The sequence below is a fragment of the Arthrobacter sp. UC242_113 genome, assembly GCF_044054585.1.
GTDB lineage: Bacteria > Actinomycetota > Actinomycetes > Actinomycetales > Micrococcaceae > Arthrobacter.
This window is the reverse complement of the sequence record NZ_CP171968.1, coordinates 4,367,421-4,382,723: the sequence shown is the minus strand read 5'-3', so window position 1 is coordinate 4,382,723 and position 15,303 is coordinate 4,367,421. Positions and strand designations below refer to the sequence as shown.

Genomic DNA, 15,303 nt, shown 5'->3' with positions numbered 1-15,303 from the left:
TGCCCCTCACGTGATTGGTAGGTCGTGAAACGTTGGTGCGTCCTGAAACTAAGCCTACTGTCCTGACTTGTCCCGGATGTCGGTGATGATGCCGGAGAAATCCCGGCCGGCCCCGCCTTCCGCAGCGAAGGCGTCGTAAATCTCGGAGGCCAGCGGTCCCATCCGGGCGGCAACGCCGGTGGACTGGAGGGCATTCAGCGCCAACCGGAGGTCCTTGGCCATCAATGCGCCGGCGAACCCGGGCTGGTAGTCGCGGTTGGCCGGGCTGGTGGGCACCGGTCCCGGGACCGGGCAGTTGGTGGTGAGGGCCCAGCATTGCCCTGACGCCGCAGATGCGACATCGAACAGGGCCTGGTGGGTCAGCCCGAGCTTCTCCCCGAGCACGAACGCCTCGCTCACCGCGATCATGGAGACACCCAGGATGAGGTTGTTGCAGACCTTCGCGGCCTGGCCGGAGCCGTGCTCTCCGCACAGCACCGCGCGCTTGCCCATGACGTCGAACAGCGGCCGCACTGTCTCGAAATCCTCCGGCAGCGCACCCACCATGAACGTCAGGGTGCCGGCCTCCGCACCCACCACGCCGCCGGAAACCGGCGCGTCCACGGAGCGGTGCCCGGCGTCGAGGGCCAGCCGGGCGGCTTCCCGTGCCTCGTCCACGTTGATGGTGGAGCAGTCCAGGAACATGGTGTTCGGCGCCGCGGCGGCCAGCAGTCCCGGCTCCCCGTCGTTGCCCCGGTAGGCGTCCAGCACATGCTGCCCGCTCGGGAACATGGTGAGCACGATCTCTGCTCCGGGGATGGTTTCCGCGGCACTCGCTGCGACGGGGATGCCGTGCCCGCGTGCGGCGTCCAGCGCGGCGGGCACCACGTCGAAGCCGATGACGTCGTAGCCTGCCTTGACCAGGTTGACCGCCATGGGTCCGCCCATGTGGCCCAATCCCAGGAACGCGACGCGCGGTTTTGCTGCATCAGGCCGGCTTGCTTCTTCGGGCACGAATGCTTCGTCAGGCATGGTCCGACTCCCTTTCCCACAGCACCAGCTCCCGGTCCCCCAGCGGCGCAAAGTACCGCTCGACGTCGTCCGCGTGCACTTCCTGCAGCGTGGCCGGCTGCCACTGCGGGTTGCGGTCCTTGTCCACCACCTGCGCCCGGATCCCCTCCCGGAAGTCCGGTCCGGCGAGGCAGCGCAGTCCCACGCGGTATTCCTCGATGAGCGCTTGGTCGAGCGTCAGCCCGCGCGACCGGCGGAGCGAGGCCAGGGTCACCTTGACGGCCGTGGGCGACTTCGCCTCAATGGTGTCGGCGGCGGCTGCTGCTTCCCTGCCCCCGGCGCGCAGCCGCCGGACGATCTCCTCGGCGTCGTCCGTTGCGTAGCAGGCGTCGATCCAGTCCCGCTGTGCCTCCAGCGGCGAGGCCGGCGGCTTTTCGGCAAAGCGTACGACGGCGGCTTCCGCACTTTCGTTTTCCAGCCCGGCCGCAAGGTCCGCGAGGCTGCCGGACGGGACAAAGTAGTCGGCTAGCCCCAGGAAAAGCGCATCCGCGCCGCTCAGGTGGGCGCCGGTGAGGGCGGCATGGGTGCCCGCCTCCCCTGGTGAGCGTGACAGCAGGAGTGTCCCGCCGACGTCGGGCACGAACCCGATGGTGGTCTCCGGCATCCCGGTCCGCGTGCGCTCGGTGACGATGCGCAGGGAGCCGTGCGCGGAGATGCCCACGCCGCCGCCCAGCACCAGGCCGTCCATGAAGGCGACGTACGGCTTGGGATACCGCTCGATCAGCGAGTTCAGCCGGTATTCGTCCGCCCAGAAGCCGGCCGTTTCGTCGCCGCCGGCGAGGATGTCGCGGTAGATGGCCACGATGTCCCCGCCCGCGCACAGGCCGCGGTCGCCGGCACCCTGGACCAGCACGGTGGCAACGCTGTCGTCCTCTGCCCAGGCGGTGAGCTGCTCGAGGACGGCGGTGACCATCCCGGCCGTGAGCGCGTTCACTGCCTTGGGCCGGTTGAGCGTGACCACCCCCAGCCTGCCCCGTTGTTCGAACAGCACCTGTCGTTCAGGTTCAGTCATCAGCTTCCTTCCGGCATGATGAAGCTGGCGCCCTGCCGGATACCGGAGGGCCAGCGCGAGGTCACGGTCTTGGTCTTGGTGTAGAAGCGGAAGGCGTCGGCGCCGTGCTGGTTGAGGTCACCGAACCCGGACGCCTTCCAGCCGCCGAAGGTGTAGTAGGCAATGGGCACCGGGATGGGGACATTGATGCCCACCATGCCCACCTGCACCCGGCTGGCGAAGTCCCGGGCGGCATCCCCGTCGCGGGTGAAGATGGCCACGCCGTTCCCGAACTCGTTCTCGCTGCAGAGCCGCAGCGCCTCGTCGTAGTCGGAGGCGCGGAGGACGCTGAGCACGGGGCCGAAGATCTCCTCGCGGTAGATCTTCATGTCCTTGGTGACGTTGTCGAACAGCGTGGGGCCCACCCAGAACCCGCCGTCGTAGCCGTCCACGGCCAGGCCGCGGCCGTCCACCAGGAGCGAAGCGCCCTCCTCCTCGCCGGACTTGATGTAGCCCTCGATCCGCTCCTTGGCGGCGGGTGTCACCACCGGCCCGAAGTCGGAGTCCTTGGCCGTGCTGTGGCCGACCTTCAGGGACTTGATCCGCTCCTGCAGCCTCGCCACCAGGTTGTTCGCGGTCTCCTCCCCCACGGGAACGGCCACTGACACTGCCATGCAGCGTTCACCGGCCGACCCGTAGCCGGCCCCGATCAGGGCATCGGCGGCCATGTCCAGGTCCGCGTCCGGCATGATCACCATGTGGTTCTTGGCGCCGCCGAAGCACTGGGCCCGCTTCCCGTGGGCCGCCGCAGTGGCGTAGATGTACTGGGCAATCGGCGTGGAGCCGACGAACCCAATTGCCTGCACGCGCTCGTCCTCGAGCAGCGCGTCCACGGCCTCCTTGTCGCCGTTGACCACGTTGAAGACGCCGTCCGGGACCCCTGCCTCGGAGTAGAGCTCGGCCAGGCGCAGCGGCACGGACGGATCGCGTTCGGACGGCTTGAGGATGAACGCGTTGCCTGCCGCGAGCGCCGGGCCGGACTTCCATAGCGGAATCATGGCAGGAAAGTTGAAGGGCGTAATGCCTGCAACCACGCCCAGCGGCTGGCGCATGGAGTGCACGTCGATGCCCGAGCCGGCGTCATCGGAGAATTCGCCCTTGAGCAGGTGCGGGGCACCGGCCGCGAACTCCACCACCTCGATGCCGCGCTGGATGTCGCCCCTGGCATCGGCGAGGGTCTTCCCATGTTCCGACGAGAGGAGGGCGGCGAGTTCGTCCATATGCTCGTTCACGAGATCCACGAATTTGAGCAGGATGCGGCCGCGCCGCTGGGCGTTCATGGCGCCCCACTCCGGCTGGGCTTTTTCGGCGTTCGCGATGGCGTTACGGACTTCCTCCGCGCCCGCCAGTGGCACCTTGGCCTGGACCTCACCGGTGCAGGGATCAAAGACGTCGCCGTACCGGCCGGAGGTGCCCTCTACCCGCCGGCCGCCAATGTAGTGGGATAGTTCGTGAACCATGGATGCTCCTTTGCATGACCCCGGTCATCTTTGCTGCTGAATCTACTCGGACTTCCTACTAAATTCCAGAGTCCCTCCGGTGAGGTTGGCAGCAACGGTGGGCTGCCGCCGTCGTGGGGCACTTTGGGGCGGAAACGGTGCTTCCGGGCGCCTGAATCCGGCGTGTCCCGGGTCAATGTGCCCCGTTTCGGGCGGGGCTTGGACGCGGTTCAGTCAGGGCTTGCGGCAGGAGTGTGCCGCCATCCGCCGGGAGCCCCATCCGCGTCCAAGTTCGGTAAGTTAGGACTGTGAAGATAGCTACCTGGAATGTGAACTCGCTGCGTGCCCGTGCCGACCGTGTGGAGGCGTGGCTGCAGCGTTCCGACTGTGACGTCCTGGCCATCCAGGAAACCAAGTGCAAGGACGACAACTTTCCGTGGGAGCTCTTCGAGCGCATGGGCTACGAGGTGGCACACTTCGGGGTCAACCAGTGGAACGGCGTGGCCATCGCCTCGCGGGTGGGACTGGACGACGTCGAACGCGGCTTCATCGACCAGCCGCACTTCGGCAAGGCGGGCAAGGATCCTGTCCAGGAAGCACGCGCCATGGCCGCCACCTGTGGCGGGGTCCGGGTGTGGAGCCTCTACGTTCCGAATGGCCGCTCCCTCGACGACGAGCACATGCCCTACAAGCTCAAATGGCTGGATTCCCTGAAGAACCACGCCGCCGGGTGGATCTCCGAGGACCCGTCCAAGCAGGTCGCCCTGATGGGCGACTGGAACATCGCCCCCACGGACGACGACGTCTGGGACATCGACCTGTTCCTCACCCAGGGCTACACCCACGTCAGCGAACCGGAGCGGGCGGCGTTCCACGCCTTCGAGTCGGTGGGCTACTCCGACGTCGTACGCCCCTACACCCCGGGCCCGGGCGTCTATACGTACTGGGACTACACCCAGCTGCGTTTCCCCAAGAAGGAGGGCATGCGGATCGACTTCGTGCTCGCCTCGCCGGCCCTCGCTTCGCGCGTTTCCGGCGCGTCGATCGACCGCGAGGAACGCAAGGGCAAGGGCGCGTCCGACCACGCACCGGTGATTGTGGAACTGACCGACTGATGGAGGCTGACGGCTGATGACAGGCAGGCATTCATGACGGGCAACCTCTACCGGGGCCAGGCCGGGCTCCCGTTTTCCTCCACGCTGCGCGTCTATGAACCGCTGGACGCGTTTCCCGAAGATCAGCAGGCCGCCATCAAGTCAGCCGGTGAGCGGGCGGTGTCCCGCGCCGCCGTCGAAAACGCGGAGCTGCTGGCTTCCCTGGGGCGGATCACCCGGCCGGGCGGTGACCCGTTTCCCACCGGCCGGACCGACCTGGTGCGGGTCACCCGCGCCCCGGGTGTCCCGGTGGAGGATGCCGGCAAGGAGGGCCCAGGCAAGGAGGGCTCAAGGGAGGAAACGGCCGACGGCGTCGGGCTGCTTTACTGCCCCAGCCAGCTGGTGCTTCGGGCCGGGTTGGCGGCAAACGCCCTCATCGAAGGTATCCACGGGCCCCTGGCCGAACTGCTGATCCCCGAGGAGCAGCGGGACAGGCACCAGGAACGCATCGACCTGGTCAACGCGCGGGACGGCATCACGCGGGTGCACACCCGGGCCTCCACCTGGGGCATCCCCTTCAGCTGGTTCTCGCTGTTCCTCGAGTCCGACCCGCAGGACGTCGTGGAGGCCAGCGGCAGGATCCTCACCGTGCGTGTGTGGGCGCCCATCTCCGATGCCCTCGACCGGGTGCGCTACGCCGTGGCGAACCTGGCCCTCGCCGCGCCTGACCTTGACATGCTGGACGACCTCACGCAGCTCACCGAATGGCTGGAGCTCTTCCACGCGGACTCGATGGTGGAACTTGACTACGGTGCGGTGGCGGACAAGGTCTACCCGGACGACTCCCCCATGGACGTCCGGTTGGGGATCGAGTGCCTCGCGGAGGGTGACATGACGGGCGCGGCGGCCGCTTACCGCCGGCTGGCTTCCCGCTGGATCCCCATCCGCCAACTGGCCCGGGCGTCGTAACCCGCCCGGCATCCTGCTCTTTTAGAGACGAAAGGTGCGCTGCTAAGCGGACCTGGGCGGCGCCGTCGTGCGTCTGATGATCAGACGGTGCGGTGCCACGGACGATTGCACCGAACCGGGGATCCCCAGGAGCTCGTCCAGCAGCATCTTGGTGCCAAGCTCGGCCTGCTCGTCGGGCCGCTGCCCCACAGTGGTGAGGCCGATGGCGTCGGAAAAATCGTGGTCGTCTATGCCGATCACGGACAGGTCTTCCGGCACCCGGATGCCGACGCGGTTCGCTTCGAAGATGACGCCCATGGCCATTTCATCCGAGGCGCAGAAGATGGCGGTGGGTTTCTCGCCTGGCTGGGCCCACAGCCGCCGGAAGGCCTCCTGGCCGCTGCGGACGGTGAAGTCGCCCCACTCGTCCCACTCGGGACGGACTTCCAGGCCGGCAGCTGTCATGACGTCCTGGAAGGCCAGGATGCGGACCCGGGGAACATCGAAGTTGAGGTCGGTTTCATCGTCGCCGTGCAGCAGCGCGATGTCCCGGTGGCCGAGTTCGATCAGGTGCTTGACGGCGGTGGAGGCTGCCGCGTAGTCGTCGATGCCGATGTAGGCACATTCCTCCACGTGGCCGCCCACCACCACCAGCGGGATGTCGATCTTTTGCAGGTGCTCCAGCTCGTCCCGGGTCAGCGCCATACACAGGACCAGGAGGGCGTCGATCTGCTTGTAGACCATTGTCTTGCTGAAAAGCCGCTCGCGGTGGCTGCCGTGGCCGCCCAGGTTGAAGAGTGACAGGTTGTACTGCCGGGCATGGAGTTCGCGGTCCGCGCCCTCGATGGCCTTTGAGAAGAACCACCGGCTCACAAACGGGGCCAGCACGCCAATAGTCTTGGTGCGCCCCGTGGCAAGGCCGGACGCGGAAGATGAGGCAACGTAGCCAAGCGACGCTGCCACCTCCAGGATTTTCTCCCGGGTTGCCGGCGAGACCCTGGGCAGTCCCCGCACGGCGCGTGACACGGTTGCCGTGGAAACTCCCGCGGCTGCGGCCACGTCCTCGATACTGACTCCTGAGTGGCCACCGCGCTGTGCCCTTTCAGTAGTGCGCGCCACGATGTCCTCTCCAAGCGTCATGCAGATTTCCGCCGTGCAGTTTCCCGGCGGCAAGAATCCATTTTAGTCCCGCAGGTTTTACTTGCGGCGCGTGGCCGTGCGTGCCGGGAGGCGCCTGCGGAGCCTGACCATGCCATACAGTGCCAGCAGTGTGGCCAGCAGCCCCAGTGCCCAGAAGACGGCGGGCTGCGCCGTCACCTCCATCCAGACGGTGACGACGAGCAGCACCACGGCCCAGAAGCCAAGGAATCCGATGATGATGTCGAAGTCCTCGCCGGAGCGGACACGCTTGGGCGCGACCGGTTCCGGCTTCCTGCCCTGTGGTGCTGCTCCGTGGGTCACTTGACAGCGCCCGCCGTCAGGCCGGCCACAATCTTGCGCTGGAACACCAGCACCAGGATGACCAGTGGAATGGTGACGATGGTGCCTGCCGCCATGATGGCCGTGTACGGAACCTGGTTCGGCTGGGCCCCGGCGAAGTTGGCGATGGCCACCGTTACCGGCTGGGTTGCATCGCTGGAGAGCTGGCTGGCGATCAGGAATTCATTCCATGAGGAGATGAAAGCCAGGATCGCCGTGGTGAAGATGGCCGGCGCGGCGAGGGGCATGATGACCTTGCGGAAGGCCTGTCCCTGCGTGCATCCGTCCACCCGGGCCGACTCCTCCAGCTCCCACGGCATCTCCCGGAAGAAGGAGGTCATGGTGTACACCGTCAGCGGCAAGACGAACGAAATGTTCGGGATGATCAGCGCCTGGTACGTGCCCATCCAGCCGATGTTGGTGAACAGCTGGAACAGCGGGGTGATCAGGGCAACGCCCGGGAACATTGATGCGCCCAGGATGAAGCCGAGCACCAGGTACTTGAACCGGAAGTTCAGCCGGGCCAGCGCATACGCCGCGAAAACGCCGATGACCAGCGACACGAGCGTGACGACGCCGCCGATGAAGACGCTGTTGAGCAGTGCCTGGCCGAACCGGTTGCCGAACGAGGTGTCGAACGCGGTGTTGAAGTTGTCCAGCGTGACATGGCTGGGCAGGATCGAGGTGTCGTAGGTGAAGCCCACCTCGCGGAACGCCGTCACCACCATCCAGTACGCCGGCGCGAGGCACCAGATCAGGATGACGGCGGCGCTGATGTAGGTCCTGCCCTGCGCCCACTTTTCCTTGTTCTGTGCGTTGCGGCGGCCTCGGTCCTGCTCGGCGCGCAGGCTTGTGGCGGAGGATGTCGCGGCGGTCATTTCTTCCCCTTACCGGTGGCGCCGCTCTGTTCAACAACATTTGCCCCCAGGAACCGGACAAAGATGAACGCGACAAGAAAGATGATGATGAAGGTGATGGTCGACAACGCCGCGGCGGCATTGAACCCTTGTCTGATCTGGTTGATCACCAGGATGGACAGGGTAGTGGTGTTGTTTGCGCCGCCCGTGAGGATGTACGGGAGGTCAAACATGCGCAGTGCGTCCAAGGTACGGAACAGGATGGCCACCATGAGGGCGGGCTTCACCAGTGGCAGCGTGATCAGCCGGAAGCGCTGCCAGGCGGTGGCGCCGTCGACCTTGGCGGCCTCGTAAACCTCGGCCGGGATCATTTGGAGTCCGGCGAGGATCAGCAAGGCCATGAAGGGTGTGGTCTTCCAGACGTCCGCGATGACCACTGCCCACTTCGCCGGCCATTCACTGCCTGTCCACAGGATCGAGGTGTTGAACAGCTTGTTGGCGATGCCTTCGAAGGCGAAGATGAAGAACCAGAGCTTCGCGGTGACGGCGGTGGGGATGGCCCACGGCACCAGTACAGCAGCACGGACCATGCTCCGGCCCTTGAAGGTGCGGGCCATGATCATTGCCATCCAGAAACCCAGGACGGTCTCGAAGGTAACGGTAACCACGGTGAAGAAGAAAGTTGTTGCCGTGGCCGACCAGAACTGCGCACCCAGCGTACCCGGCGGGCAAGCCACCGTTCCGCCTGCCGGAGCAGAACACTGCTGGGCGAGCCAGTTGACGTAGTTTTGGACCCCTGCCGGACCGCCCGCGGTAAAGAGGCCGGTGGCCGGATCCAGGCCGGCATCCTTCTGGAAGGACATCACGATTGCGCTGATAATCGGGTAAACGATCACTATGGCAAGGGCGATTATGGTCGGGGCAAGGAGCCACGAGGCCCACTTTCCCTGACTCAGAATCTTGTTATCCTCACCCACGCCCTTGGGGCCGTGGTGGATCGGGGCGCCGCCCGACGCCGGTGCCTTGACCGGCGTCGGGCCTACTTCGGTTGCCATGGCAGAACTACGATCCTGAACCGGCGGATTCGATGGACTTCTGCATGTCAGACAGTGCGGTGTCCACGGGCTTCTCGCCCTTGATGGCTGAATACGCGTTTTCCTGGATTGCCTTGGTGACCGCCGGGTAGAACGGGCTGACCGGACGCGGCACGGCGTTCTCGATGGAGGTCTTCAGGACGGGCAGGTACGGGAGCTTCTTCACCAGGGCGGCGTCCGTGTAAAGGCTGCCCAGCACCGGAGCCAGCGACCCCTGGGTGGCGTAGAACTTCTCCGTCTCTTCGGACGTCATGAACTTCAGGAAGTCCAGGGCCGTTGCCTTGTTCTTGGAGTAGACGCTCACAGCCATGCTGTGGCCACCCAGCGTGGAGGCACCGGGGCCGTCCTTGCCCGGGATCGGGGCGATGCCCAGCTTGTCCTTCACTGCCGAGGAACCTTCAGTGGTTGCCAGGTTGTAGACGTAGGGCCAGTTGCGCAGGAAGAGGAGCTTTCCGCTCTGGAACGCCTGGCGGCTCTGCTCCTCCTGGAAGGTGATGCCTTCCTTGGGGATGTTGCCGTCGGCGTAGGCCTTGGCGAGGTTCTCCAGGCCCGTCTTGGCCTCGGCGGTGTTCAGGCTGGGCTTGCCGTCCGGATCCAGGACGGCGCCGCCGGCAGAGTTGATGGCTTCCGAAGCGTTGACGGTCAGGCCCTCATACTTGCTGAACTGCCCGCCGTAGCAGCCGATGTTGTTCTGCTTGGCGATGGAGCACATGCCCATCATCTCGTCCCACGTCTTCGGCGGGGTGGGAACCAGGTCCTTGCGGTAGTACAGCAGGGCACCGTCGGAGGTCTGCGGGGCCGCGTACAGCGTTCCCTTGTACGACGCGGCGTCGACGGTCGGCTTCAGCATGGCGCTGGTATCGAAGGCCATCTTGTCCTTCAGCGGCTGGAGCCATCCCTTGGCCGCGAATTCTGCGGTCCACACGACGTCAACGTCCACGACGTCGTAACTGGCATCCTTGGCCTGGAAGTGCTGCACGATGTCATCGTGCTGCTGGTCCGCCTGGTCCGTCTGCTCCTTGAAGGTCACCTTCTCGTTCGGGTGGGCGGCGTTCCACTTCTCGACCAGTGGGCGGACCACATTGCTGTTGTCCTTGCCCTGAACGTAGGTAATGGGACCGCGGCCGTCGAGGTTGTTGGCGGCGTCACCGCCCCCGGCACCGCCGCCGCCCGTGGTGCCGCCCCCGCCGCCACAGGCGGACAGGGTAAGGGCGAGCACGCCGGCAGTGGCAACCGGCAGTAAGAATTTAGGGGTTTTCATTGGCTGGAGACTCCTCGCTGAGTGACATGGAAATCATTCGTGCGGTTGATGTGGTGACTGTCACACTAGTAACGTTGCCCGAAGATATGCAAGCGTTTACACCTAATTGTTACCGGAGAGGCAACCATGAGTCACCGCCCGATCAGCACGCCAGCGTCCGAGACGACGGCGTGGTGGGCCCACGCAGCTGTTTACCAGATCTATCCGCGTTCCTTTTCCGATGGGAACGGTGACGGCATGGGTGACCTGCCCGGTGTCACGGCGCGCCTGCCCTACCTGCAGCAGCTCGGGGTTGACGCCGTCTGGCTCTCGCCGTTCTACCGGTCCCCGCAGGCGGACGGCGGTTACGACGTCGCCGATTACCGGCAGGTGGACCCGATGTTCGGTACGCTGGCCGACTTCGACACCATGCTGGAGGACGCCCACGCCCGCGGGCTGAAGGTGATCGTCGACCTGGTCCCCAACCACACCTCCGATGAACATGTGTGGTTCCAGGAGGCTCTTGCCGCTGAACCCGGCTCGGCCGCCAGGGAGCGTTACATGTTCCGGCCCGGGAAGGACCAGGTCCCAGGCTCCGGCGACGGCAACCTCGCGCCGAACAACTGGAAGTCCATCTTCGGCGGACCGGCCTGGACGCGGACCACAAACGCCGACGGTTCCCCGGGGGACTGGTACCTGCACCTTTTCGACACGAAGCAGCCGGACCTCAACTGGGAAAACCCCGAGGTCTGGGAGGAGATGCGTTCCGTGCTCCGCTTCTGGCTGGACCGGGGCGTGGACGGCTTCCGGGTGGATGTGGCGCACGGGATGGTGAAGGAGGCCGGCCTTCCGGACTGGGAAGGTGTGGCCGCCATGGTGGAAGGCTCCGCTGAAGCCGCCCATGTAACGGATCCCCCTGGCGCCCACGGAGAGTCGGTCGAGCCGCATACGGCGCACACCGCCGTCGGGGACCCAGAGGGCGCGCACACCGCCGAGGGCGCGGAACACGAACCTGTGTCGCCGCTGTATCCGCCGTCGCCGTTCTTTGACCAAGACGGCGTCCACGACATTTACCGGGACTGGGGACGGGTCCTGGCCGCGTACGACGGCGACCGCATGCTGGTGGCCGAGGCGTGGGTTGAACCGGCGGAGCGGCTCGCGCGGTACATCCGGCCGGACGAGATGCAGCAGGCCTTCAACTTCGACTTCCTGCTGGCGGGCTGGGACGCCCGGCGGATGGCCGTGGCCATCGAGGATTCCCTCCAGGCAGCCGCGTCCGTGGGGGCACCGTCCACCTGGGTCCTGAGCAACCATGACACTGTGCGCCATCCGAGCCGGTTCGGTTTGCAGGATCCCACCACCTTCCCGAAGGGGATTGCCGCCGAGGACGAGCAGCCCGATGCAGCCCTTGGCCTGGCCCGCGCCCGGGCCGCCTCGCTGGTGTCCCTGGCCCTCCCCGGGTCCGCGTACATCTATCAGGGCGAGGAGCTTGGCCTCCCGGAGCACACCACGCTGCCCGCCGAAGCCCGGCAGGACCCCACGTTCTTCCGGACCAACGGCGTTGAGCGCGGGCGCGATGGCTGCCGGGTGCCGCTGCCATGGAAATCCGCAGCGCCCGGGTATGGCTTCGCAGAGGCGTCCACTGCGCAGGACCCGGCCGCGCCGTGGCTGCCCCAGCCCGAATCCTTCGAAGATCTGGCCGCGGACCGGCAGGACGGCGTCAAAGGCTCCACGCTGGAGCTGTACCGCGCCGCGCTCACCGCACGCCGGAACCACGGACTGGGATCCGGAACATTCTGCTGGGCGGACAACCACCACCCCGAACTGGGCGTCCTGGCGTTCCACAACCGCGATGTCCTGGTGGTCGCCAACACCGGGGCGGATCCCATGCCGGTCCCCGGCGGTTATCGGGTTGCGCTGTCGAGCGCTGCAGAATCAGGCGCTGATGAAGCCGTGGTTGCACCCAACAGTGCGGCCTACCTGGTGGCCGGATAAGCTGCCCGGCGCTCTCCGACTAACCGGAACTCCGACTCACCGGTTTCCGGCTGGTCGGAGTTCCTGATAACGGAGCTAGCGGACCCGCTCGGCACGGCTGAAGCGGGTTCGCGCGCCTGCCGCGATGTGCACCAGAACCGGCGTCTGCAGGCCCACCACAGCGCTCAGCGCGTCAACCAGGTCCGCCGCTTCGGCCGCCACGGCCTGCGGAGCCACACCCGGCCGTGGGTGCAGCCGGAGCTTCAGGGCCGGCTGGCCCTTGACGTCGTAGATCGAGACCGTGGCACCGGCAAGATCGGGGCGGTCGGCAAGGGCGTTCTTCAGTGCCTGCTCGGCCACTCCCCCGCCGATCCTGATGTCACCGGGGACGCCGCCCGGATCCTCTGCCGCCAGCAGGAGGTCGGTGCGGCCCTTGCCCTGCTGCGCGATCCACGCAACCATGAGGCCGATCAGCAGCACCACTGCGAGGGCCAGGACCACCCACAGCCAGCTCCCCTGCCGGCCGGGAAACTGCGTGCCCTCGAAGGCCGCGCTGACGTTGTCCGAGACGCTCCTGGACCAGGAGTGCCACCACGCCGCGACGGCGGGGACGGCCGCCAGGAGTACGAGCAGCACGCCGATCACCAGCAGCTTGAAGCCAAGGATGCCGAGAAGGATCCGGTTGAGGAGCCTGGGTGTGCTGTTCATGCGCCCACCACCCCGGAGGTCGATAGGTTGACGGTCACCTGGGGCATGGGAGTCGGTCCCATTGCCGCCAGTTCGTTTTCAACCGCTTGCAGGATGGCATTCTCGCTGGCCGGTACTCCGGATGTGGGGCGGACGTTGACCAATACCTGGCGCTGGGAAACCACCACCATGACCTGTTCCTGAGTGACGTTGGCCGCCAGGCGCGCGCTTCGGGCAAGGGCGGCCGCGATGACTTCATCATCTACCACCACGGCAATCCGCCGGTCAGTCAGCAGATGCCTGGCCCGGCGCCCGGGCAGGACCGCGCTCAGGAAAAAGAAGAGACCTGCGGCAGCGGTCACGGCTCCGGCTGCACCCAGCAGCAGCGGCGGCAGACCGGACGGGAGTGCCACGATCCGTTCGGCTGCCGTCTGCGGGTCGATGAGCCAGGGCGGCTGGCCGATGGCGCGCACCGCGGATTCCAGGAGTGCGTAAAGACAGAGCACGATGACCAGGGAACCGGCGATGACAGCTGCCACGGCTCGTGAGGCGTGGGTCTCGCGGTGCAGGACGCGGCGCATGTCGATGGCGGCGGCGTGCGCCGCACCGGAGCTGCCCTGCGCCGGGTCCCCGCCGGCCTCATGCTGCTGTTCGACGACGGAACTCACCGCACCCTGCCCTCTTCCGTGACGTGGGCCCCGCTGATGCGGATGTCCACCCTGCTCAGACTCGCACCGCTGAGTTCGGTGACCTTGGTCAAGATGTCGGTCTTGGCGTGCACGGTCCTGTCCCAGATGGAGCCGCCCAGCGCCGGGACACGTCCCGGGTCGCGGAGGACGGCTATCAGGCTGGGGATCCGGATGGGGGCGACGAGCGACAAAGCCAGCAGGCCGCCGTCGTCCGACCAGTCCGCGCGCACGTCATGGGCGTGAATGCCCAGGGCATCGGCAGCGGCAGCCTTGGCCAGGCTGGTGAGCGCCTGGGTGCTGATCCTGTTGTGTCCGCTGTACTGCCCGCCGGGCGTGGCTGGTTCGGCCGCCTGGTTCGTATCGGCTGCACCGTTCATGAGGATGAGCGCCGGCCGCTGATGGCATCGATGACGCTGCGGAGGTCCAGTTTCCCTTCTGCGGCGCGGCCCAGGAGCGCACCGATTCCCATGAACAGCAGGGAGATCAGGAAGCCCCAAAGGCCGAACTGTAGCGACATGAACGCCACGAAGGCGCCGGCCGCGATTCCAACCACAGTGGGGCTCACAGGACCGCCTCCCTCTCGGCGACGGCCGGCGCACCCGTCGGCTTCACCGGCGGCGCAATGTAGACGTCGTTAATCTCGACGTTCACCTCGATGACCTGCAGGCCCACCAGTTTTTCGACGGCCGCATAAACGCTTGCGCGTACCTGGTTGGCCAGGGCATGCAGCGGAGCGCCGTAGACCGCCACCAGGGTGATGTCTACTGCCACCTGGGTTTCGCCGACCTCGGCATGCACGCCTGCGGCGTGATCGGAGCTGCCCACCGCGTCTCTGATGGCACCAAGTGCCCGGGAGGATCCCGTCCCCAAGGAGTACACGCCTGGCACGGCCCGGGCCGCGATCCCGGCGACTTTAGCCACGGCGGTCTCGGAGATCACGGTCCGCCCGCCGGCTGCAGCCGGCGTCAGGGCAGGGTCCACGCGAACGGCGGCGGTTTGTGGATTCTGGTATTCCATCAGCACTCCCCTTCTGTTGAACACAACCCTATCCCCTAGGCCGGACAACGTCAGGGGCCGCGCGCACCCCGTTCCCCGCGGCACCTGCAGCGCATTCCCCGTGGAGCCTTAGTTGCAGTTGGCAGAGAGCCACCCGGTCACCGGGGCCATGGCGGCCTCGAACTTGCCGTTGGAATACACGCTCTGGTCGGAGAGGCCTGCCAGTGCCACCTCGTTGAAGCGCCCGAAGTCCGCCTTCAGCGCCTCCGGCACCCGCTGGGCAGTCTCCGCAAGCTCGGCTTTCTTCTGCTCCAGTTCCGCTGTCTTGCCCTGGGCGGCGGAGAGGGGCAGCAGGGATGCCCCCGTGGCCTGCGTGGAGATGGCGGCGCAGGCCTCCGCCGCCGATGCGTAGCCGCCAAAATGACCGGACGCCGCACTCGAGGAGGCGGTCGGAGCGGCGCTGCTGTCCGCCGTCGTGGATGTTGCAGACTCCGACGGCGCACTGCCGGAGGAAGGTGCGGAGCAGGCGGTAAGTGCCACTACGGCAAGAAGGGCGGCGGCGTACAGCGGGCGGGCAAGATTTTTCACGGTTTCCATTCCTGGCGTGGTTTTGCCGCCCTCGGCGGCCTGGCGGGGCAGCCGAAGACGCCTGCCCCGTCCCCCGGCGTGCGAGTCTAGCCCGGCTGGCACGCCACTTTCCAAGTT

Annotated in this window: 17 protein-coding genes; 3 read left to right on the top strand and 14 right to left on the bottom strand. The window is 66.6% G+C overall.

Annotation, left to right across the window (positions count from 1 at the left end; all coding sequences use genetic code 11):
• Window positions 1–54: 54 nt before the first annotated feature.
• The 3 genes from mmsB to ACHMXB_RS19970 are packed head-to-tail and all read right to left on the bottom strand — an operon-like array spanning window position 55 to window position 3,561.
• Window positions 55–1,011, bottom strand: coding sequence for a 3-hydroxyisobutyrate dehydrogenase (gene mmsB, locus ACHMXB_RS19980; protein ID WP_395401258.1), 957 nt, complete (start codon window positions 1,009–1,011; stop codon window positions 55–57).
• Window positions 1,004–2,062 (bottom strand): enoyl-CoA hydratase/isomerase family protein, encoded by a 1,059-nt coding sequence (locus ACHMXB_RS19975; protein WP_395401256.1) that lies wholly within the window; start codon window positions 2,060–2,062, stop codon window positions 1,004–1,006. The genes mmsB and ACHMXB_RS19975 overlap by 8 nt, the downstream gene beginning before the upstream one ends.
• Complete coding sequence (locus ACHMXB_RS19970) at window positions 2,062–3,561, bottom strand: CoA-acylating methylmalonate-semialdehyde dehydrogenase (protein ID WP_395401254.1); 1,500 nt, start codon at window positions 3,559–3,561, stop codon at window positions 2,062–2,064. The genes ACHMXB_RS19975 and ACHMXB_RS19970 overlap by 1 nt, the downstream gene beginning before the upstream one ends.
• Before the next feature lie 287 nt (window positions 3,562–3,848).
• Between ACHMXB_RS19970 and ACHMXB_RS19965 the strand changes: the two genes are divergently transcribed.
• Complete coding sequence (locus ACHMXB_RS19965) at window positions 3,849–4,655, top strand: exodeoxyribonuclease III (protein WP_395401252.1); 807 nt, start codon at window positions 3,849–3,851, stop codon at window positions 4,653–4,655.
• Between the two features lie 33 nt (window positions 4,656–4,688).
• Complete coding sequence (locus ACHMXB_RS19960) at window positions 4,689–5,603, top strand: hypothetical protein (protein ID WP_395401250.1); 915 nt, start codon at window positions 4,689–4,691, stop codon at window positions 5,601–5,603.
• 42 nt (window positions 5,604–5,645) lie between these two features.
• Here ACHMXB_RS19960 and ACHMXB_RS19955 read toward each other — a convergent pair whose 3' ends face one another.
• From ACHMXB_RS19955 to ACHMXB_RS19935, 5 genes are all read right to left on the bottom strand, one after another.
• A complete protein-coding gene (locus ACHMXB_RS19955; protein WP_395405369.1) occupies window positions 5,646–6,701 on the bottom strand; it encodes a LacI family DNA-binding transcriptional regulator in 1,056 nt (351 codons plus the stop codon).
• A 78-nt stretch (window positions 6,702–6,779) separates the two neighbouring features.
• Window positions 6,780–7,043 carry a hypothetical protein gene (locus ACHMXB_RS19950; RefSeq protein WP_395401248.1) on the bottom strand — a complete coding sequence of 88 codons (264 nt, stop codon included), beginning with the start codon at window positions 7,041–7,043 and terminating at the stop codon, window positions 6,780–6,782.
• Window positions 7,040–7,939: a carbohydrate ABC transporter permease gene (locus ACHMXB_RS19945; protein ID WP_395401246.1), complete on the bottom strand. Its 900-nt coding sequence runs from the start codon at window positions 7,937–7,939 to the stop codon at window positions 7,040–7,042. Before ACHMXB_RS19945 ends, ACHMXB_RS19950 begins: the two co-directional genes overlap by 4 nt.
• Complete coding sequence (locus ACHMXB_RS19940; protein ID WP_395401244.1) at window positions 7,936–8,973, bottom strand: carbohydrate ABC transporter permease; 1,038 nt, start codon at window positions 8,971–8,973, stop codon at window positions 7,936–7,938. Before ACHMXB_RS19940 ends, ACHMXB_RS19945 begins: the two co-directional genes overlap by 4 nt.
• 7 nt (window positions 8,974–8,980) lie before the next feature.
• Complete coding sequence (locus ACHMXB_RS19935) at window positions 8,981–10,273, bottom strand: ABC transporter substrate-binding protein (protein ID WP_395401242.1); 1,293 nt, start codon at window positions 10,271–10,273, stop codon at window positions 8,981–8,983.
• 126 nt (window positions 10,274–10,399) lie between these two features.
• Here ACHMXB_RS19935 and ACHMXB_RS19930 point away from each other — a divergent pair, with 126 nt between their 5' ends.
• Window positions 10,400–12,247 carry a glycoside hydrolase family 13 protein gene (locus tag ACHMXB_RS19930; protein WP_395401240.1) on the top strand — a complete coding sequence of 616 codons (1,848 nt, stop codon included), beginning with the start codon at window positions 10,400–10,402 and terminating at the stop codon, window positions 12,245–12,247.
• Between the two features lie 75 nt (window positions 12,248–12,322).
• On the opposite strand, the gene ACHMXB_RS19925 is transcribed toward ACHMXB_RS19930, so the two are convergent.
• The 6 genes from ACHMXB_RS19925 to ACHMXB_RS19900 form a co-directional block, all read right to left on the bottom strand.
• On the bottom strand, window positions 12,323–12,934 hold the full coding sequence (locus ACHMXB_RS19925; protein ID WP_395401238.1) for a hypothetical protein: 612 nt from the start codon (window positions 12,932–12,934) through the stop codon (window positions 12,323–12,325).
• Window positions 12,931–13,581 carry a hypothetical protein gene (locus tag ACHMXB_RS19920; protein WP_395401236.1) on the bottom strand — a complete coding sequence of 217 codons (651 nt, stop codon included), beginning with the start codon at window positions 13,579–13,581 and terminating at the stop codon, window positions 12,931–12,933. Before ACHMXB_RS19920 ends, ACHMXB_RS19925 begins: the two co-directional genes overlap by 4 nt.
• Entirely contained in the window at window positions 13,578–13,979 is a 402-nt protein-coding gene (locus ACHMXB_RS19915) for a hypothetical protein (RefSeq protein ID WP_395401234.1), read from the bottom strand. The genes ACHMXB_RS19920 and ACHMXB_RS19915 overlap by 4 nt, the downstream gene beginning before the upstream one ends.
• Window positions 13,976–14,167 (bottom strand): DUF2273 domain-containing protein, encoded by a 192-nt coding sequence (locus ACHMXB_RS19910; protein WP_190604309.1) that lies wholly within the window; start codon window positions 14,165–14,167, stop codon window positions 13,976–13,978. Before ACHMXB_RS19910 ends, ACHMXB_RS19915 begins: the two co-directional genes overlap by 4 nt.
• Entirely contained in the window at window positions 14,164–14,619 is a 456-nt protein-coding gene (locus tag ACHMXB_RS19905; protein ID WP_307025052.1) for an Asp23/Gls24 family envelope stress response protein, read from the bottom strand. Before ACHMXB_RS19905 ends, ACHMXB_RS19910 begins: the two co-directional genes overlap by 4 nt.
• 108 nt (window positions 14,620–14,727) lie before the next feature.
• Window positions 14,728–15,195 (bottom strand): hypothetical protein, encoded by a 468-nt coding sequence (locus ACHMXB_RS19900; protein WP_395405368.1) that lies wholly within the window; start codon window positions 15,193–15,195, stop codon window positions 14,728–14,730.
• Window positions 15,196–15,303 lie beyond the last annotated feature (108 nt).